Source organism: Corynebacterium sp. HMSC072A02, from assembly GCF_001810085.1.
Taxonomy (GTDB): Bacteria; Actinomycetota; Actinomycetes; order Mycobacteriales; family Mycobacteriaceae; genus Corynebacterium; species Corynebacterium hesseae.
Window position 1 is genome coordinate 326,727 of sequence record NZ_KV799847.1, and the last position, 20,084, is coordinate 346,810.

The following is a 20,084-nucleotide window of genomic DNA, read 5'->3' on the forward strand; positions in this document are numbered from 1 at the left end:
AAACAATGCTTATTTCCCAAGACTGGGTTACCCGCATCCTGGGCACCGCGAATTCCGGCTGGAGCGTACCTTCCGAAGAGTTGGACTCCGGCTTTGTTCGCGTTGGTTTTGAAACCGAGGGATTTGAGGCCCTCCCAGAGACGACCGGCCCGCTGGTCATTGGCCAGGTCGTCGAGATTGAAGAGCTCACGCAGTTCAAGAAGCCAATCCGTTATTGCCAGGTCAACGTTGGCCACGCAAATGGCACCGGCGAGCTGCAGGGCATCATCTGTGGTGCCCGCAATTTCCGTCTCAATGACTATGTCGTGGTCTCCCTCCCAGGTGCTGAGCTGCCCGGCGGCTTCAAGATTGCTGCCCGCGAGACCTATGACCACATCTCCAACGGCATGATGTGCTCCGCCGCTGAGCTCGGCTTCGGCGACAAGGCCAACGGCATTATCGTTCTAGGGGACGAGGTGGCGGACAAGGTTGGCGAGGACGCCCGCCCCATCATCGGTCTGGCTGATACCGCCTTCGACGTCAACATCACCCCGGATCGCGGCTACGCCCTCTCCGCGCGTGGTTTGACCCGCGAGGTGGCTTCGGCGTTTGACCTCACCTTCCCGGACGTGGCTCAGGACCCGAGCGCGGCCGGTGTGGATATCTCGGCTGTTCCTCAGGCACAGGGCGCGTTTATCGACGTTGACCTGCGCGAGGAAACCAAAGCCCAGCGCTTCGGTCTGCGCAAGGTCACCGGTATCGACCCCGCTGCCCGAACTCCATTTTGGATGGAGCGCGAGCTCATGTTGTCCGGCCAGCGCAGCGTCAACGTGGCCACCGACGTCACGAACTACGTCATGCTGTTGCTGGGTGCCCCGATGCACGCCTTCGATGCCAATGTGATCAGCGGCAACCTCGTGGTGCGCAATGCCGCAGAAGGGGAGAAGTTCGAGACCCTAGATCACGTCAAGCGTGAGCTGTCGGCTGGTGACGTGGTCATCTGCGATGACAACGGCATTCAGTCCCTCGCCGGTGTCATGGGCGGTACGACCTCAGAGATTTCCGATGAGACCACGGATGTCTACTTCGAGTCCGCCATCTGGGATCCGATCACCGTGGCCCGGACCTCTCGCCGCCACAAGCTCTCCTCTGAGGCGTCCCGCCGCTTCGAGCGCGGCGTCGACCCGGACATTGTTGAGGTCGCCCTCGACGTCGCCTGCGCGCTGCTGCAGCAGATTGCTGGCGGCACCATCGAGGCTGGCAGGACGCTCGTGGGAGACGTCGCCAAGCGCGAGCCCATCACCCTGCGTACCGCCAAGCCCAGCGAATACGCCGGCGTGGAGTACTCCCGCGACACCATTATCCAGCGCCTGCACGAGGTGGGCTGCGACGTCACCGACAACGGTGATGAGCTGCAGGTTACCCCGGCGACGTGGCGCACGGATATCTCCATGGACGTCGACCTCATTGAGGAAGTCCTGCGCCTGGAAGGGCTAGAGGACATTCCCACTATGCTGCCGACCCCGGCAGGCGGTCGCGGTCTGACGCCGGCCCAGAAGCGCCGCCGCGCTATTGGCCACGCTTTGGCCTATGCCGGTTATGCCGAGGTCTTGCCGGCGCCGTTTATCCCGAACGACACCTTTGATACATGGGGCTTGGACAAGGAGGATCCGCGACGTAAGACTGTGGCCGTGCAGAATCCTCTCGAGTCCGACAAGGCCATTCTTTCTACGACGTTGCTCCCGAACCTTCTTGAGGCCATCGCCCGCAACGTGGCCCGTGGCCGAAGCGACCTTGCCCTTTTCGGTCTCCAGCAGGTGGCTTTCAAGCGCGCTGATGCGTCGCCGATGCCTTCGGTGGAGTCCCGCCCGGAGGAGTCCGTCGTGGCTGAGCTTTTGGAGTCCCTGCCTCTGCAGCCGCTGCACGTGGCTACGGTTGCTACCGGCAACATTGAGCACGAAGGTCCGTGGGGGACCGGCCGCGCGTATAGCTACGCAGATGCGATCGAGTCTGCGCGCCAGGTGGCTCGTTCCGCTGGTGTTGACGTTGCAGTTAAGGCAGCCGAACAGCTTCCGTGGCACCCGGGTCGCTGTGCCGCAATTGTCCTCGCCGATGATGAAGAGCAGGTCGTGGGCTATGCGGGTGAGCTGCACCCGCAGGTTCTTGAAGCTTTGGAGCTTCCTGCACGCACGTGTGCAATGGAGCTCGATGTCTCAGCACTGCCGTTGGAGGAGAAGTTCCCGGCACCTGTGTTGTCTTCCTTCCCGGCCCTGCACCAAGACATCGCTTTGGTCGTCGATGATGCCACCCCGGCTGAAGAGGTTCGTAAGGTCGTTGAGGAGGGCGCCGGTGAGCTGCTGGAGTCCGTGGAGCTTTTCGACGTCTTCCGCGGCGAGCAGCTTGGTGAGGGCAAGAAATCCCTTGCCTTCCAGCTTCTTTTCCGCGCTGATGACCGCACACTGACTGATGACGAGGCGAACCAGCATCGTCTGGCCGCTGCGGAGCTGGCTCAGCAGCGTCTCGGCGCACAGATGCGGGCTTAGCCTATCGACATCTCTTAATCCATCAACCCGGTTCACCCCGCAGGTGGGCCGGGTTTCCCTTTGCGCAAGCGTGCGAAGGCGTGGGGAAAGATCCCCCAGCGCTGGTAGGTGTGTGGTTTAGCTCATAGCCTCAGAGGGGCAGCGTTTCCAACCCCGAAAGGATTGTCTACACCATGCGTCTGTTGTCCCGCCTTACCGCCACCGCCGCCGTTGTCGGTGCACTCACGATTGCCCCACATGCCTCCGCCGACCTATCACAAGGCTTCTCCAATGCCGACGGCACCGTCAACTGTGAAAGCGCGAATATCGAAGGAACCTACGTAGCATGTCTGTCCGAAGGCGCACGAGCTACCAGCCCGCAGTGCAACCCGCCAGGCCAACTGGCACCGCGTTTTATTTACCATGCAGGCCGCTCTAAGGCTGACTGCTTTAACCAAGGGCTTACGACCACGAACTTCAAGCGCCTCCAGCCAGGCCAAGTTCACCAATTCAATGAAGTCACCGCTATCGCCGATGCGCAGGGCGGCATCCACTTCGTCGGCCCACAGGGCTACCTAGGCTACGCAGGAAAAAAGGCCGTATCTGGTTCGGAAGGACTGGGGGACGTCTCTTCCCGCGTCATGTAGTCCAAATACAGCCCTCGTTTCATAAAAGGGCCCGGAGTTAGCCGGCCCCGCGTCACTCCTATTTCCTCATCCACAGCTCGGAATTTCGCACTATACCGCGAGAATCCGAGCTTCGTCGTTCATGGAATGAAGAAATATCGCGGCTGTTTTTGAATAACATACGGCCGACTGCATTATTTGCTAGGGTGGCTGCATGAGTATTTCAGTAGCAATCGCCGGAGCCACAGGTTATGCAGGGAGCGAGATTCTACGCCTCTTGCTGTCGCACCCAGCGTACCTTTCAGGTGATCTGCGCATTGGCGCGCTCACGGGGCACTCCAATGCTGGCCAGCGAGTCTCCGAACTCATGTCGCATCTGCCGCAGTTGGCAGACCGTGTCATCGAGGACACCACCCCAGAAGTCCTCGCCGGCCATGACATCGTATTCCTCGGTTTGCCGCACGGGCATTCGGCGGAGATAGGCCGTCAGCTGGGGGAGTCCGTCACCGTCATCGATTGTGCCGCCGATTTCCGCCTCCGCAACAAAGAAGATTGGGATGCATTCTATGGCGGTGAGTATGCCGGCGCGTGGCCCTACGGGATCCCGGAAGTTCCCGGCAACCGCGACAAGCTCAAGGGCAGCAACCGCGTGGCTGTTCCAGGGTGTTTTCCCACCACGATTACCCTGGGGGCCCTTCCTGCCGTGGCGCAAGGGCTAATTGAGCCGGACCTGTCCGTCATCGCGATTACCGGTGTATCCGGAGCCGGTAAGAAGGCCTCCGTAGCTCAGTTGGGCGCGGAGACAATGGGCAACCTCAAGGCCTACAAGCCGGGTGGCACCCACCGCCACACCCCGGAAGTACTGCAGAACCTGCAACCCTTTACTCAGGAGCCGGTGTCCGTGAGTTTTACTCCGGTGCTTGCCCCTCTGCCGCGCGGCATTTTGGCCACGATTACGGCGCCGCTGAAGGGGGGCGTCGACAAGCGCCGTGTTGCCCAGGCTTTCCGTGCGTTCTACGCCGACGAGCCATTTTGCCTTGTGCTTCCGGAAGGCCAGCAACCGCAAACCCAGAACGTGGTGGGCAGCAACATGGTTCATATTCAGGCACACGTGGATGAGCGCGCTAACCGCCTTGTCATCACTGCGGCTTTAGACAACCTATGCAAGGGCACCGCCGGCGCGGCCGTTCAGTGCATGAACCTCACCTTGGGCTGGGAGGAACCTCTGGGCCTGCCGCAGGCAGCCGTCGCCCCCTAGATAGCCAAATACTCGCCCGCGCGTTCCTCGCGCCACCCAATCCCGCTGGAACTGTAGTTCCGCTAAGACAAGGAGAAACTAGAAATGATTACTGCACCCGCCGGCTTCCTCGCTGGCGCCACGACGGCTGGGATTAAGCCCTCCGGAAAGCCGGATATGGCCCTTGTGGTCAATCAAGGTCCCAACTTTGATGCAGCCGCAGTGTTTACCCGTAACCGCGTGGTGGCCGCTCCCGTGAAGCTTTCCCGTGCAGCAGTAGCGGACGGTGCCATCCAAGCCGTCATTTATAACTCAGGCAACGCGAATGCCTGCAACGGCGTGCAAGGAGACAAGGATGCGGCGGCGATGGTAGCCGCTGTCTCCGAGCACACAGATATCCCCGCAGCCAACATCGCGGCGTGCTCGACGGGTCTTATCGGAGAGCTGCTTCCCATGGAGAAGGCATTGGCCGGTATCGAAGCGGTTGCCGGGGATCTCGGTTCTGATGAATCGCACGGTCAGGCCGCCGCGGAGGCAATCATGACCACCGATACCGTGGTCAAAGAATCGCTCTTTAAGGCCGAGGGTTGGAGCATGGGCGCCATGGGCAAGGGTGTGGGCATGATGGCTCCCTCTCTGGCCACCATGTTGGTATGCGTGACGACGGATGCCGTGGCCTCCCCACAAGCCTTGCGTTCGGCGCTGCAGACCGCTAGTGATCAGACCTTCAACACGCTTGACGTTGACGGCTCGACCTCCACCAATGACACGGTCATCATCCTGTCCTCTGGTGCTTCTGGTGTAGAGCCTAGCCAGGAAGAGCTGGATGCTGCTGTTCTGGCGGTGTGTTCCGATATCGCGGATCAGCTCCAGGCAGATGCCGAGGGGGTGACCAAGCGCGTGAAGATCACGGTCGAAGGAACCTCCACCGATGAACAGGCGCTGAACGCCGCGCGCACCTTGGGGCGCGACAACCTTTTCAAGTGTGCGATGTTCGGCTCGGATCCCAACTGGGGTCGCGTGCTCGCCGCAGTGGGCATGGCAGATGCTGATATGGATCCGGAGAACATCTCGGTGTTCTTCAATGACCAGGCTGTGTGCGTTGGCTCCACCGGCGCGCCCGGCGCGCGCGATGTTGACCTTTCCGGGGCTGACATTGACGTACGCGTTGACCTAGGTACTGGTGGAAGCGGTACCGCTTTCGTGCGCACCACCGACTTGTCCCACGACTACGTGGAAATCAACTCCGCGTACAGCTCCTAAGAGAAGCAGGGAGGAAAGATGATTCAGGGACTCAGCAATGTAGACCGCGCCACTGTGCTCGCGGAAGCCTTGCCGTGGCTGCAGCACTACCGCGACAAGATCGTCGTCGTGAAGTACGGCGGCAACGCGATGGTGGATGACTCGCTCAAGGCCGCCTTCGCCGCTGACATGGTTTTCCTGCGCACCGTGGGCGCTAAGCCCGTGGTGGTGCACGGCGGGGGCCCGCAGATCAATGAGATGCTGGGCAAGCTGGGCATTGAAGGAGAATTCAAGGGCGGTTTCCGCGTGACCACCCCGGAAATCATGGATGTGGTTCGCATGGTTCTTTTCGGCCAGGTGGGTCGCGGTCTGGTGAATCTCATCAACTCCCACGGTCCCTACGCCGTGGGAACCTCCGGTGAGGACGCGGGTCTGTTTAAGGCCCGCAAGCGGCTTGTCGACGTCGACGGCGAGCCCACCGATATCGGCATGGTGGGAGACATCGTCAGCGTCGATCCCTCCGCCGTCATGGACATCATCGAGGCTGGGCGCATTCCGGTGGTCTCGACCATCGCTCCCGGAAATGACGGCGAGGTCTACAACATCAACGCGGATATCGCCGCCGGTGCATTGGCACGAGCACTGGGTGCTGAGCGCCTTGTCATCCTCACCAATGTGGAGGGCCTGTACACCGACTGGCCCAATCGCGATTCACTGGTGTCGAAAATTGAGGTCGATAAACTCAAAGCCCTGCTCCCAGGCCTGGATTCGGGCATGATTCCGAAGATGGAGTCCTGCCTTATGGCTGTCGAGGGAGATGTGAGCGCCGCCCACGTCATCGACGGGCGTATCGCCCACGCCGTGCTATTGGAGCTGCTCACTACGGGCGGCATCGGCACGATGGTGCTGCCCAATGATTACAACCGTGAGGACTACCCAGAAGGAACAGTCTTCAGGAAGGACGATAAGAAATGACCGCGCAGACCACATTGACGCAACGCTGGGGGCAAGTGCTCAGCAACACCTACGGCACCCCACCCGTGGCCATCGTGTCCGGCAAGGGCGCCACGGTGACCGATGAAGACGGTAAAGAATACATCGATACGCTCGCCGGCATTGCGGTGAACTCGCTGGGCTATGCCCACCCGGCCATCGTCGAGGCGGTCAGCGCCCAGGTGGCGACCGTTGGACATGTCTCCAACCTCTTTGCCAGCAAACCCGTCGTCGAGGCTGCCGGCAAACTTCTGGAGAAAGTGGGGGATAGCGAGGCCCGTGTCTTCTTCTCAAACTCCGGGGCGGAAGCCAATGAGGCTGCCTTTAAGCTGGCACGCTTGACCGGCCGCCGCCGCATCCTCGCCGCGGACCATGGTTTCCATGGCAGGACGATGGGCTCTCTCGCCATGACCGGGCAACCTGCCAAGCGCAAGGCTTTTGAACCTTTCCCGGGTGGGGTGGAGTTCTATACCTACGGTGACATTGACTACTTGACCACCTTGGTGGAACAGAACCCGGAGGATACCGCCGCCATCATCTTGGAGCCCATTCAGGGGGAGACGGGTGTGATACCCGCACCCGATGGATTCCTGCGCGCCGTGCGGGAGCTCTGTACCAAGCACGGCATCCTCATGATTGTCGATGAGGTGCAAACTGGTGTGGGGCGCACCGGCGATTTCTTTGCCTTCCAGCATGAGGGTGTTCTTCCGGATGTCATCACCATGGCTAAGGGATTGGGCGCGGGTATGCCGATCGGCGCCACCATTGCCCGTGGTCAGGCAAAGGATCTCTTCACCCCGGGTTCCCACGGCACGACCTTCGGCGGCAATCCCGTTTCCTGTGCGGCGGCAGCGACGGTGCTGGAGCTTGTCGACGCCCCCTTCCTCGCCGACGTCGCCCGAAAGGGGGAGTGGCTACGCAGTGAGGTGGCCAAAATCCCGGCGGTGCAGTCAGTCAGGGGCCGAGGGCTTATGCTAGGTGTTGTATTAAATAAATCGGTGGCAAAGGACGTTGTGGCTGCAGGCTTGGACCACGGTCTCATCCTCAATGCCCCAAGCAGCGAGGTCTTGCGCTTGACCCCGCCGTTGGTGATCACCGATGAGGAACTCACGCAAGCAATCGATCGCCTGCATAAGGTACTGGAGGAAATAGGATGAGCGTGCGCCATTTCTTGGCAGATGACGACCTCACACCGGAGGAGCAAGCAGAGGTCTTGGACCTTGCCTTGAAGCTGAAGAAGGACCCCTTCTCCGAGCGTCCGCTGGAGGGCCCGAAGTCGGTCGCGGTTCTTTTTGACAAGACGTCGACGCGCACGCGATTCTCCTTCGAGGCGGGAATTGCTCACCTGGGCGGGCATGCCATCGTCACGGAGACAAAGTCCACGCAGATGGGCAAAGGCGAGACGTACCAGGACACCGCTGCTGTTCTCTCCCGGTTTGTCGAGGCAATTGTCTGGCGCACCTACGCGCACCAAAACCTGCTAGAGATGGCTGAAACCGCGACGGTACCCATCGTCAACGCTCTGTCCGATGACCTGCACCCGTGCCAGATCCTGGCGGATTTGGTGACCTGCCGCGAGAATTTTGGCGAGCTGACCGGCCTTAAGGCCGTCTACCTCGGCGATGGCAATAACAACATGGCCAACTCCTACATGCTGGGTTTTGCAACCGCGGGCATGGAGATGACGATTGTTGCGCCGGAAGGTTTCCAGCCGCAGCCGGAGTTTGTGGAACGCGCACGCAAGCGCGGCACGGTGACCGTGACCGATTCCCTCGACGGCGTCGACGGCGCCGATGTTGTTATTACCGATACGTGGGTGTCGATGGGCCAGGAAGATGATGGCAAGGACCGCCGGACCCCGTTCCTGCCTTACCAGGTCACCTCGGAAGTCATGGCGCGCGCCAAGGAAGGGGCAATCTTCCTGCATTGCCTTCCGGCTTATCGCGGCAATGAAGTGACTGCCGATGTGATTGATGGGCCGCAGTCCCGCGTCTTTGATGAGGCGGAGAACCGCCTCCACGCACAGAAGGCGCTACTCGTGTGGCTTCTTGCAGCTCAGGAGGAGAAGTAGACGAATGACGACGACCCCAACTACGCGCAATGCCCGCCAGGCCAAGATTCTGGAGATACTCGACCGCACTCGGGTCACGAGCCAAGTTCAGCTCTCTGAGCTTTTGCTTGATGAGGGAATTGACATCACGCAAGCTACGTTGTCGCGTGATCTCGACGAGCTGGGCGCTAAAAAGGTAAAACGCGATGGTGGCCGTTCTTTCTACGTTGTGGGCGGCGAGCTGGAGCAATTCGAAGACCAACTCAACGGTCCGCGTGAGAAGCTACGCCGCATGCTCGATGAGCTCGTGGTGTCGCATGACTACTCCGGCAATATTGCGATGTTGCGCACCCCCGCGGGTGCCGCGCAGTATTTGGCATCTTTCATCGACCGCGTGGGCTTGCCGGATGTCGTCGGTTGCATCGCGGGCGATGACACCATCTTCGTCCTCGCTCGTGAGGGATTAGGGGGTCGGGAGCTGGCGGAGAAGCTCACCAACCGCAGCATTTAACATTTATACGTAAGTCTGTATAATATAAATCAGTTCGATTCTTAGCACCTGTTTGTCTTAAAGGAGCAAATACTATGACTGCACGCGTTGTGCTTGCCTACTCTGGCGGTCTGGATACATCCGTCGCCATTCCCTACCTGGCCAAGATGACCGGTGGCGAGGTTATCGCCGTGTCCCTAGACCTGGGCCAGGGCGGCGAGGATATGGACTCCGTGCGTCAGCGCGCTCTTGACTGCGGTGCCGTCGAGTCCATCGTGGTTGACGCTAAGGATGAGTTCGCCGAAGAGTACTGCCTGCCCACCATCAAGGCGAACGGCATGTACATGAAGCAGTACCCACTGGTGTCTGCTATTTCCCGCCCGCTCATCGTCAAGCACCTGGTCGAGGCGGCCCAGGCGCACGGTGGTACTCACGTATCCCACGGCTGCACCGGCAAGGGTAATGACCAGGTGCGTTTCGAGGTTTCCTTCCGCGCGCTGGATCCCACCCTGGAAATCATTGCTCCCGCGCGTGACTATGCCTGGACCCGCGACAAGGCCATCGCCTTTGCCGAGGAAATCAACCTTCCCATCGAGCAGTCCGCTGCCTCTCCGTTCTCCATTGACCAGAATGTCTGGGGCCGCGCGGTAGAGACCGGCTTCCTGGAGGATCTGTGGAACCCGCCGACAAAGGATCTCTACGCCTACACCGAGCAGCCGGATCTGGGCAATGCCCCGGATGAGGTGACCATCACCTTCGATAAGGGTGTGCCCACCGCCATCGACGGCAAGCCGGTTACCGTCCTGCAGGCTATCGAGGAGCTCAACCGCCGTGCCGGTGCCCAGGGCATTGGCCGCCTCGACATGGTGGAAGACCGCCTGGTGGGTATTAAGTCCCGCGAGGTCTACGAGGCACCGGGCGCCATGGTGCTCATCAAGGCTCACGAGGCACTCGAAGATGTCACTGTGGAGCGCGAGTTGGCTCGCTACAAGCGCCTTACCGACGCCCGCTGGTCCGAGGAGGTCTACGACGGCCTCTGGTTCTCTCCGCTGAAGCGCTCGTTGGATGCCTTCACCGAGTCCACCCAGGAGAACGTCACCGGCGATATCCGCATGGTTCTGCATGCTGGTACCGCCACCGTAAATGGCCGCCGTTCGGGCCAGTCCCTCTACTCCTTCGACCTAGCCACTTATGACACCGGTGATACCTTCGACCAGACCGCTGCCAAGGGCTTTGTCCAGCTGCATGGCCTGTCGACGCAAATCTCCAACCAGCGTGACCGCGACGGCGGTTTCCCCACGGGCAAGTAGAACAACTAAGCCAAGGTAAGGAATCGATGCACAAGACCAATGAGGGTGCGCTGTGGGGCGGCCGCTTTTCGGGCGGCCCCTCCGAGGCGATGTTTGCCCTGTCCGTATCTACCCACTTCGACTGGGTGCTGGCGCCCTATGACGTGCTAGCCTCCAAGGCTCATGCCAAGGTACTGCACAAGGCGGGCCTGCTTTCCGACGCCGACTTGGACACCATGCTCTCTGGGCTCAGTGAGCTGGGGGAGAAGGTTGCCTCCGGCGAGTTTGGGCCGCTGCCGACCGACGAGGACGTGCACGGGGCCATGGAACGCGGGCTTATCGACATCGTTGGCCCCGAGGTAGGCGGGCGCTTGCGTGCCGGCCGCTCCCGTAATGACCAGGTAGCCACCCTGTTCCGGATGTGGATTCGTGACGCCATTCGCGATATCGCACTCCAGGTCACTGACTTGGTGGAGGCCTTGGCTGGTCAAGCCGAAGCTCACCCGGATGCGATCATGCCGGGTAAGACCCACTCCCAGGCAGCGCAGCCGGTCTTGTTGGCACACGAACTGCTCGCTCACGCGCAGCCGTTGCTGCGTGATATTGAGCGCCTTCAGGATCTGGATAAGCGCCTGGCTGTGTCACCTTATGGCTCGGGTGCGCTCGCCGGCTCTTCGCTGCACTTGGACCCGGAAGCCATTGCTGAGGAGCTCGGCTTTGATTCCTCCGCAGAGAACTCTCTGGATGGAACGGCAGCGCGTGACTTTGCTTCTGAAACGGCCTTCGTCCTTACTCAGATTGCCGTCGATATGTCCCGTCTTTCCGAGGAGATCATCTACTGGTGCACTCCAGAGTATGGCTACGTCACTCTGGACGATGCCTGGTCTACTGGCTCTTCGATCATGCCGCAAAAGAAGAATCCGGACGTTCCGGAGCTGACCCGTGGCAAGACGGGACGTCTCATCGGCAACCTCACCGGATTGCTCTCCACGTTGAAGGCGCAGCCTCTGGCTTACAACCGTGACCTGCAGGAAGATAAGGAACCCATCGTGGATTCGGTAGCACAGCTCAACCTGCTGCTACCGGCTATGACCGGCCTTATTGAGACCCTGACCTTCCACGAGGATCGCATGCGCGAGCTCGCCCCTCGCGGCTTTACTTTGGCTACTGATTTGGCCGAGTGGATGGTGCGCCAGGGCGTTCCCTTCCGCGAAGCGCACGAGGCCTCCGGTGCTTGCGTGCAAATTGCGGAAGCTCGGGGTGTTGACCTGGTGGACCTCACGGATGAGGAGCTGGCGGGCGTCGATAAGCGCCTGCTCCCCGAAGTCCGTGAAGTTCTCACCATCGATGGGGCAGTGGCCTCACGTTCTACCAAGGGCGGCACCGCCGGTGTGCGCGTGGTGGAGCAGCGTGAAAAGGTTCGTGAGTGCGCTGCTGCCGCGCGGAAGTGGGCAGAAACTCCACTGCGCTAGTCTCAACAAGCTCTGTCACCGCATGGCCGCTTTGGGCCATGCGGTTCTTTTGTGTGCGGGGGTAGGGGAGGCCGCTCGTTTTGGCTGCGTGCGTATGTGCCGTGGGGCACTGTAGGGGTAGATAGTGATGGCAGTCTCATAATGTCGCTATAACGTTTCATTAGGGAATGTGAAGCAAAGGCACGTTCTTAACGCGGAAAGGACTATCTCCCTGATGACTGAACTACTTCGGCCACCGAACACGGAGTCGCACGAAAAAGAGAAAGCGGTCTATGCCTCGGAAGATCACGGACTGCAGAAGGGGATGAGTAACCGTCAGCTTCAGATGATCGCCATCGGTTCAGCTATCGGCACCGGGCTCTTGCTCGGCACCGGTGGCCGGTTGCAAACGGCGGGGCCCTTCCTCGCTGTTTTGTATTTGGTGTGCGGATTCTTTGGCTATATCATCCTGCGCTCGCTCGGCGAACTCATCGTGTACCGCCCAAGTTCTGGCTCTTTCGTTTCTTATGCCCGTGAGTTCTACGGCGAGAAGACCGCTTTTGTCACCGGCTGGCTCTACTGGGGAAACTGGGCTGCCACCTTGGTCGCAGATGGCACGGCCGTGGCGATCTATATCAAATGGTTTGGTCAGTACACCTCGTGGTTGGACGCCGTCCCGCAGTGGGTGCTGGCCCTGGGCGTTGTGTGCAGCATCCTCTTGTTCAACATGCTCTCGGTAAAGATCTTTGGCGAGCTGGAGTATTGGTTCTCCATGATCAAGATCATCGCCCTCCTGGTCTTCATGGCGGTGGCCATCGGGGTGGTCATTCTGGGCCACCCCAACGGTGGCCCCACCGGATTTAGCCTTATCGCTGATGCCGGTGGTTGGCTTCCTAATGGCCTGTTGCCTGCAGTAATTGTCATCCAGGGCGTTGTCTTTGCCTATGCAGGCATCGAGTTGGTAGGTACCACGTCGGGTGAGACAAAGGACGTCGAAAAGCATATTCCGCGTGCGGTGAATAGTGTTCTATTCCGTATCGTGGTCTTCTATTTCGGCAGCGTGCTGCTGCTGACCCTGGTATTGCCCTACACCACCTACGTCACAGAAGTATCGCCATTCGTGACCTTTTTTGAGTCACTTGGCGCAGGCTATGCTGCGCCTATCTTCCAGCTGGTGGTAATCACCGCTGCGATTTCCTCATTGAATGCCGGTCTGTATTCGACGGGCCGCATCATGTACAACATGTCTACTGCTAACTCCGGGCCCAAATTCGGTGCTCGCATGTCCACATCTGGCGTTCCTTATGGAGGCATCGTGATGGCCGCCTTCGTCGGTCTCGCTGGTGTGTTTCTTAACTATGTGGTGCCCGAGATGGCATTCGAAATCGTGTTGAACTTGGCCGCGCTGGGCACGTTGGCGTCGTGGGCCGCCGTGGCCATGTCGCACATCAAATTTGTGCACCTGGCAAAGAAGGGGCGCTATACCCGTCCAAATTATCGCTCGCCCTTCGGCCAAGCAGGTGATTGGTCTGTGCTCGCCTTCATCGCGGTGGTCATTATCCTTATGGCTTTTGACTACCCAATCGGAACCTTCGCTCTGGCCTCTACGCTGCTTCTCATTCCGGTGTTCGCTGCCATGTGGTTTGCCTGGCGTGAGCGTATCTACACCATCGCGGCGGAGAGGAAGGCCAAGCACCTTCCCACCTCGCGCTTCCCAGCCGCGCCGCAGACGGACCTTCACCCGAAGAATTAACACAAGGATCAAGATCGGAGATTGCAATGAACCATGCTGTCAAATTCGTAGATGTAGAGAATATGGCGCGCTGGATACAGCGTGAGGGAGTAGAAAACATCATTCTCGGAATGGTGGACTACCTTGAGGCGGACTACCGCGAATGGGAGCGATTCGACAAAATCGCACGCGTGGCTTCTCACACCCCGTTCGGCGTCATCGAACTCATGCCCACCTCCAATGGCAAGGAGTACTCCTTCAAGTACGTCAATGGTCATCCTTCGAACCCCGCACGTGGCTTTCAGACGGTAACTGCTTTTGGCGTGCTTGCTGACGTCGACAACGGTTACCCCACGTTCGAGGCCGAAATGACTTTGCTTACGGCACTGCGCACGGCGGCCACCTCCGCCATGGCGGCAAAGCACCTAGCCAGAAAAGACTCCAAGCGTATGGCCATGGTGGGGGCTGGCTCGCAGTCAGAGTTCCAGGCCCTTGCATTCCGCGGTGTAATGGGGATCGATGACATCGCTATTTATGACATTGACCCGAAGGCAGTAGAAAAGTTCCAGCGAAACGTGGAGCCATTGGGATTCAACATCGCAGCTTGCTCAAGTGTTGATGAAGCCGTACAGGGCGCCGACATCATCACCACCTGCACGGCCGATAAAGCCCAGAACCAAATCCTGGCCGAGCATCACGTCACACCTGGCGTGCACCTCAATGCGGTCGGCGGTGACTGCCCGGGCAAGACCGAGCTAGAGAGCTCTATTCTGGACAAGTCCAAGGTCTTTGTTGAGTTCCCGGAACAGACGCGCATCGAGGGCGAGATTCAACAGAAGTCGGCAGACTTCCCAGTAGTTGAGTTTTACCAGGTACTTACAGGGCAGGCGACGGGCCGCGAAAGCGATGAACAAATCACGCTTTTCGATGATGTCGGATTCGCCATCAATGACTTTTCTGCCCTTCGCTACCTTCGTGATTCTGTAAGAGGCACTGACTTGGAGTCAGAGATCGATATCATTGCCAACCCGGAGGACCCTAAGGATCTCTTCTCATTGGTCGCGAACGTGCCTTCGCTTCTTTAGCCCAATGGTCGGGGCAGAGTCGCCGCCCTTTTCTCTGTCCCGCTGTGGCCGCATTGATCTCTGCAGTACTTATTAAGGCAACCGCTTTCGGATAGCAGCAGCGGGGGACTGCATCGGGGGTGCGCGATCGGTAAGTCGAGCACCATGGCGGAGTGCCTTTTATGATTTAGGTCATGAGTAGCGCACAGCCGGGTGGACGAAAGAAGTCAGTTATCGCAGCCCTCGCCTTCCTGGTTGTCGCTATCGTCTCCGTGGTAATGGGGCGTGGCTGGATTTCGATGCCCAGCTTTAGCTTTCCCAGTTCGCCCTCCTCGCATCGCGACCTCCTCCACGTGAAGGGTGCCATCAGTCCGGAAGATGAGGAGTTTTTTAAAGCCGCGGAGCGGCAACAAGTATTTGCAGAGGTTGGCATCTCGGTGACGTATGACGTTTTCTCGCCCCAGGACTTGGTAGAGATTGCTAGCAGGCCCGACCCTGACTATGACTTCGTCATGCCCGTTGTGGATGGCGCGGCACGTGTTGCTGAGACGAAGGATAAATCTACGACCATCACTGGGGCCGACCCCGGCTCGGTGGTTGCATTCTCTACGCCACTCATCGCACTGGTCTATACGGATTTGGTGGGCGATATGGAATCTCAAGGCTTGGTGGTTGACAACGGCGGTAACAGGTCCCTCGATCTTGCAAAATTGAACGAGATGTCAAAGGAAGGCACACGCTGGCGCGATATTAGCCCGTCTTTTGGATCTCCTCGCGTTGTCGATGTTGCGGTTCCCAGCCTCCGCGAATCCAATGCAGCTCTGCAGTATGCCGCCCTGATTCGTTCCGTTGGGGGAACAGCAGGCGGTGATGATGCCATGCAACGACTACTCGTAGGCCAAGGGCACGGAGAGGCTAGCACGCAGGGGATTTTTGATACCTACCTGCGTCTTGGGCAGGGCGAGATGCCCATGGTGTTGGCCACCGAAGCCGAGTACGTGGCCGAACTTTTTAAGCAATCACATTCTGAGGGCAGCACGATGCTCAAGGACTACACTCCCTTAGCCCTCGACCCAGGGGCAATGCTGACCTCCACCGTCGTCCCGCAAACGGAGGAAGGTGATGCTTTCGCCGCCGCCGTGAGTGACCGTTCAATTCAAGGTGTTGCCGCGATGCAGGGATACCGCACGGAGCCGACCAGCATCTTCGACAAGCTGGTCGCTGACGTGGAGTACAGCCCTCTCCCGCTGCCAACTCAACAACGTCCCACGTCTTGGCAAGACTTTGAAGCCATTCAGCAAGAGCTGGGATTAATCACGGGAAACGACCTCCCGGAAAGGATGATGTGAATGTTGCGATCCCTGAAGGCATTCGTCGCCGTGTCGTGCATTATGGCTCTTGCTGCTTGTTCCGCTGTCAGTGGAAACAGTTGGCTCGACGACTCAACCTCAAGCGAGCAAGAGCAAGACGGTGACCTTAAGATTGTCGCCGCAACGGAGCTTGCTCCGCTAGAGCCGGTCCTGGAACAGGCCTCCCAGGATCTAGGCTTCGATATCACCATGACCACGGAGTCGGGGACGTTGGAGAACTCCCGTTCGTTGCAACAAGGAACCTTTGACCGACATTATGACGCCACGTGGTTCGCCACCAACCGCTACGCCCGCATCATTGGTGCCGATAGCAAGTTGGGAAAGGAATTCAGCGTCGCGCGCTCACCTGTGGCGTTGGGCGTGCATAAGGATATCGCACGCAAGCACGGATGGGACACCACGCAGCCGACCTGGCAGGAGATTTCAGATTCAGGTATCACCTTTGGGATGACCGACCCATCAACGTCGAACTCGGGTTTCTCCGCCTTGTCTGCGGCCACCACCGCTTTCGCGGACACTGGCCGAGCGCTAACGGAGGAGGATATCTACAAGGCTTCGGACAAGGTCCAAGACCTGTTTGGTAATCAGACGCTCACCTCTGGCTCCTCGGGATGGTTGGCGGATCGCTTCCGCGAGCATCCGGAGCAAGCGGACGCGATTATTAACTACGAATCCGTGCTCTATCAGCTCCAGGACGAAGGCGCAGACCTACAAGTGGTCATTCCTTCCGATGGTGTCATTTCCGCGGATTATCCACTCACGGCCCTTCATAGCTCCCCAGACGATGACGCAGAAGCTAAGGTGCAGGCGTTGGCTGATTGGTTGCGTGATTCTTCCCAGCTGCTGAAGAGCTACCACCTGCGTGTGGACAATTCCGATCTGCCGGGCACCATGTTCGAGCTTCCTTATCCCGCTAACGAGAAGACTGCACAGGCGCTGGAGGCCGCATTCGCCCACGAGCTGCGCAAACCGGGCAACACGTCTCTTGTGCTGGATACCTCGGGTTCTATGCAAGGTGAGCGTATCGACCTTCTCAAGAGCAGCTTGCGCCCGCTTATCGACGGCTCTGCGGACGGCAATACCGCGGAACAAGGCCAGGTTGCCTTCCGTAACCGCGAGCAAATCAAGCTCATGCCGTACTCGTCCGAACCTCAGCCAGTGACCCGCGCGGTGATGGATACCGAAAACATGGGCTCGGTCAAAGAACTGGCGGATCGAGTAGAGGACCTGCAGGCCGACGGAGAAACCGCCACGTTCGACTCAGTGCTTAAAGCCTTTGATGAGCTGAGCACTGGCGACGGCGATATTGGCACCGTGGTGCTCATGACCGACGGTGAGGTCACTCGCGGCCGAACCTTTGCTCAGTTCAAGGAGGCGTACGAACAGCTCCCACCGGACAAGAAGGATATCCCGGTGTTCGTCATCTTGTACGGTGAAGCCAATGTTCAAGAGATGGAGGAGCTAGCCCAACTCACCGGCGGCAAAACCTTCAACGCCCTTGACGGTGATCTGGCCGGGGCCTTCGAAGAAATTCGCGCTTATCAGTAAAACACCATTCTCCATTGTCAAGGAAGGCAGGCATCCATGGACGACGTAACCCCTCGCAAGGTAATTGCCGCAGTTGTAGTGACGGTGCTCGTCGCTGCCTTGCACTTCCTCACTGGCGGCGGACTGGGCTTCCTTTGGCCCATCGTGGCGGCCAGCTGCGGCGCGGCAGCCGGATTCCTCATCCCGCCGGAGAGGCAGGGCAAGAAGCTTCCAGCCCCTCCGGTGTCTGAGGCGGACCGGCTGACCACAAGCCTGAAGAGCACTCGCTACAGCCTGCACCGCCGAGACATTCCGGCGCCCGTAGACTGCGCGTGGACGGAGTTCGACGCCTCGGCAACGTGGGTGCTCAACAACTGGGACAGGCTCGATGATGCCCCAAGTCAGCAGTCCCTTGTCCGCGACATGATTGAGGAGCACTCGAGCAGTTTGGTGAAGTCCTATTTAGAAGTAACGGAACTCAACGAGCCCGCTGCGGTCAAAGAGGTAACTGAGGCGCTGGGGATACTCAATCGAGAGATGATGGAGATTCGTGACGCCATTGCCCAGAACTCGGTCCGTGGCCTGCAGGATCACTCCATGGCGCTGAAGCTGCAATTTGGTGGGACCACTCCTTCTGTAGATTCCAAGGAGGTGTAGGGTTGGCGGGTATGAGTCTTGATCCGAAGCTGCTCGACATTTTGGTGTGTCCGCAGGACAAAGGCCCACTGAACTACCTGGAAGAAGAACAGGTACTGGTCAATGACCGGCTAGGGGTGGCCTATCCCATTGAAAACGGTATTCCCGTCATGCTGGCCGATCACGCAACGCCGTGGCCGCCAACTGACGACGATGCCTAAGACGCATCCCGCGAATCTAGTGGTCTTTGCGAACACTTATCCCGTCAAGCCGGAATCGAAGTAAAAGGAGCCTCCATGAACATCATTGATGAGCTGCAGTGGCGCGGCCTCATTAACCAGTCCACAGATCTCGACGCCCTCCGCGCGGCTTGCGAGGAACCCATCACTCTATATTGCGGCTTCGACCCCACGGGTGACTCCTTGCATGCGGGCCACTTGGTGCCGATGATTATGCTGCGCCGTTTTCAAAAGGCCGGGCATCACCCAATCGCCCTCGCTGGTGGCGCTACGGGGCAAATCGGCGACCCGCGGGATGTGGGGGAGCGCTCCATGCTTTCGCAGGAGACCATCAATGAGAATATGGTGGCTATCAAGAAGCAGCTGCGCCAGTTCATTGACTTCGAGGGTGAGAACGCGGCGACCATGGTCAACAACGCGGACTGGACTTCTCAGATGTCTGTCATTGACTTCCTGCGCGACGTGGGAAAGAACTTTTCTTTGAATACGATGCTGGACCGTGACACGGTCAAGCGTCGCTTGGAGTCCGACGGAATCTCGTACACTGAGTTCTCCTACATGCTGCTTCAGTCCAACGACTACGTGCACCTGCATAATGAGCTGAATTGTGTCCTGCAGATCGGCGGTGGCGACCAGTGGGGCAACATCGTATCCGGCGTGGATCTCAACCGACGTGTCAACGGTGCGAAGGTTCACGGCCTTACCGTTCCGTTGGTTACGGACGCCCAGGGGCAGAAGTTCGGTAAATCCACCGGTGGCGGAAAGCTGTGGTTGGATCCGGAGAAGACGTCCCCGTACGCGTGGTACCAGTACTTCCTAAACGCTGGCGACTCTGTGGTCATCGACTACCTGCGTTGGTTCACCTTCCTTGATCAGGAAGAGATTGCTTCCTACGAACAGAAGGTCGCGGACGAACCATTCCGTCGTGAAGCGCAGCGCCGGTTGGCCCAGGACATGACCACATTGGTGCACGGTGAAGAGGCTACGAAGGCTGTGGAGCTAGCAGCGCAGGCACTGTTCGGCAAAGCTGAGCTCACTGATTTGGACGAAAATACCCTGGCTGGTGCCTTGTCTGAGACCACTGTGGCAGAGATTTCCGCAGGAGAGCCGCGAACCATTGTTGATTTGTTGGTTGCCGCCGGCTTGGCCGATTCGAAGGGCGCTGCCCGACGCACCATCAAGGAAGGTGGCGCGTACGTCAACAACAAACGCATTGAGTCTGATGAGTGGGAGCCGGACGCTACGGATCTGCTTCACGGTTCTTGGCTTGTTCTGCGACGAGGAAAGAAGAACTTCGCCGGTGCCAAGCTCAGCTAACAAGCGCTCTTCTTAGTCGGAGCAGACCATGCCTATCCCGCCGCCTCGTGCGGCGGGATTCGTCGTTTTCTGGACATGCGATTCACAATCGGGACTAGGACTCATCGAAAACGTATGAATACCTGGGGATTTGTTGTTTGTTGGGGGTGTGCGTATATTTATCGAAGTCGCCGCGAGACGCTGGTGACGCGGAGATTAACTCCCAGTTGACAAGGTTTAAACTTGTTTACTAGAGTATGAACTCCAGCCGCTCAAGACGGTGAATAATAAATATTCATTGCGCTGAGTGTGCGAACGATGTTTGAGAACTCAATAGTGTG

Annotated in this window: 17 protein-coding genes; all 17 read left to right on the forward strand. The window is 58.9% G+C overall.

Annotated features, from left to right (window positions below):
- Positions 1-5: 5 nt before the first annotated feature.
- The 17 genes from pheT to tyrS all read left to right on the forward strand — a co-directional run bounded on the left by pheT (position 6) and on the right by tyrS (position 19,764).
- Positions 6-2,522 carry a phenylalanine--tRNA ligase subunit beta gene (pheT, locus tag HMPREF2698_RS06780; protein WP_070563116.1) on the forward strand — a complete coding sequence of 839 codons (2,517 nt, stop codon included), beginning with the start codon at positions 6-8 and terminating at the stop codon, positions 2,520-2,522.
- 173 nt (positions 2,523-2,695) lie between these two features.
- Positions 2,696-3,148: a hypothetical protein gene (locus HMPREF2698_RS06785; protein ID WP_070529922.1), complete on the forward strand. Its 453-nt coding sequence runs from the start codon at positions 2,696-2,698 to the stop codon at positions 3,146-3,148.
- A 193-nt stretch (positions 3,149-3,341) separates the two neighbouring features.
- On the forward strand, positions 3,342-4,385 hold the full coding sequence (argC, locus tag HMPREF2698_RS06790; protein ID WP_070563118.1) for an N-acetyl-gamma-glutamyl-phosphate reductase: 1,044 nt from the start codon (positions 3,342-3,344) through the stop codon (positions 4,383-4,385).
- Positions 4,386-4,469: 84 nt separating this feature from the next.
- Positions 4,470-5,627 (forward strand): bifunctional glutamate N-acetyltransferase/amino-acid acetyltransferase ArgJ, encoded by a 1,158-nt coding sequence (gene argJ / locus HMPREF2698_RS06795; protein WP_070563120.1) that lies wholly within the window; start codon positions 4,470-4,472, stop codon positions 5,625-5,627.
- Positions 5,628-5,645: 18 nt separating this feature from the next.
- Entirely contained in the window at positions 5,646-6,581 is a 936-nt protein-coding gene (gene argB, locus HMPREF2698_RS06800) for an acetylglutamate kinase (protein WP_070529928.1), read from the forward strand.
- Positions 6,578-7,756 (forward strand): acetylornithine transaminase, encoded by a 1,179-nt coding sequence (locus tag HMPREF2698_RS06805; protein WP_070563125.1) that lies wholly within the window; start codon positions 6,578-6,580, stop codon positions 7,754-7,756. The genes argB and HMPREF2698_RS06805 overlap by 4 nt, the downstream gene beginning before the upstream one ends.
- Positions 7,753-8,670 carry an ornithine carbamoyltransferase gene (gene argF / locus HMPREF2698_RS06810; protein ID WP_070563127.1) on the forward strand — a complete coding sequence of 306 codons (918 nt, stop codon included), beginning with the start codon at positions 7,753-7,755 and terminating at the stop codon, positions 8,668-8,670. Before HMPREF2698_RS06805 ends, argF begins: the two co-directional genes overlap by 4 nt.
- Positions 8,671-8,674: 4 nt before the next feature.
- Positions 8,675-9,160, forward strand: coding sequence for an arginine repressor (locus HMPREF2698_RS06815; RefSeq protein WP_070529935.1), 486 nt, complete (start codon positions 8,675-8,677; stop codon positions 9,158-9,160).
- Positions 9,161-9,234: 74 nt separating this feature from the next.
- Positions 9,235-10,449 carry an argininosuccinate synthase gene (locus HMPREF2698_RS06820; RefSeq protein WP_070529937.1) on the forward strand — a complete coding sequence of 405 codons (1,215 nt, stop codon included), beginning with the start codon at positions 9,235-9,237 and terminating at the stop codon, positions 10,447-10,449.
- A gap of 26 nt (positions 10,450-10,475) precedes the next feature.
- The gene (gene argH / locus HMPREF2698_RS06825) at positions 10,476-11,900 is read left to right on the forward strand and encodes an argininosuccinate lyase (RefSeq protein WP_070529939.1); all 1,425 of its coding nucleotides are present in this window, start codon (positions 10,476-10,478) and stop codon (positions 11,898-11,900) included.
- Between the two features lie 214 nt (positions 11,901-12,114).
- Positions 12,115-13,632 carry an amino acid permease gene (locus tag HMPREF2698_RS06830; protein ID WP_070563129.1) on the forward strand — a complete coding sequence of 506 codons (1,518 nt, stop codon included), beginning with the start codon at positions 12,115-12,117 and terminating at the stop codon, positions 13,630-13,632.
- Between the two features lie 26 nt (positions 13,633-13,658).
- The gene (locus HMPREF2698_RS06835) at positions 13,659-14,696 is read left to right on the forward strand and encodes an ornithine cyclodeaminase (protein WP_070563132.1); all 1,038 of its coding nucleotides are present in this window, start codon (positions 13,659-13,661) and stop codon (positions 14,694-14,696) included.
- 173 nt (positions 14,697-14,869) lie between these two features.
- Positions 14,870-16,024 carry a hypothetical protein gene (locus HMPREF2698_RS06840; protein WP_070563135.1) on the forward strand — a complete coding sequence of 385 codons (1,155 nt, stop codon included), beginning with the start codon at positions 14,870-14,872 and terminating at the stop codon, positions 16,022-16,024.
- Positions 16,025-17,593, forward strand: a complete 1,569-nt coding sequence (locus HMPREF2698_RS06845) for a vWA domain-containing protein (RefSeq protein ID WP_070563137.1) — start codon at positions 16,025-16,027, stop codon at positions 17,591-17,593. It begins immediately after the preceding gene.
- Between the two features lie 36 nt (positions 17,594-17,629).
- The gene (locus tag HMPREF2698_RS06850; RefSeq protein WP_070563140.1) at positions 17,630-18,229 is read left to right on the forward strand and encodes a hypothetical protein; all 600 of its coding nucleotides are present in this window, start codon (positions 17,630-17,632) and stop codon (positions 18,227-18,229) included.
- A gap of 11 nt (positions 18,230-18,240) precedes the next feature.
- Positions 18,241-18,429 carry a Trm112 family protein gene (locus tag HMPREF2698_RS06855; protein WP_070523125.1) on the forward strand — a complete coding sequence of 63 codons (189 nt, stop codon included), beginning with the start codon at positions 18,241-18,243 and terminating at the stop codon, positions 18,427-18,429.
- Positions 18,430-18,504: 75 nt separating this feature from the next.
- The gene (gene tyrS, locus HMPREF2698_RS06860) at positions 18,505-19,764 is read left to right on the forward strand and encodes a tyrosine--tRNA ligase (protein ID WP_070563142.1); all 1,260 of its coding nucleotides are present in this window, start codon (positions 18,505-18,507) and stop codon (positions 19,762-19,764) included.
- Positions 19,765-20,084 lie beyond the last annotated feature (320 nt).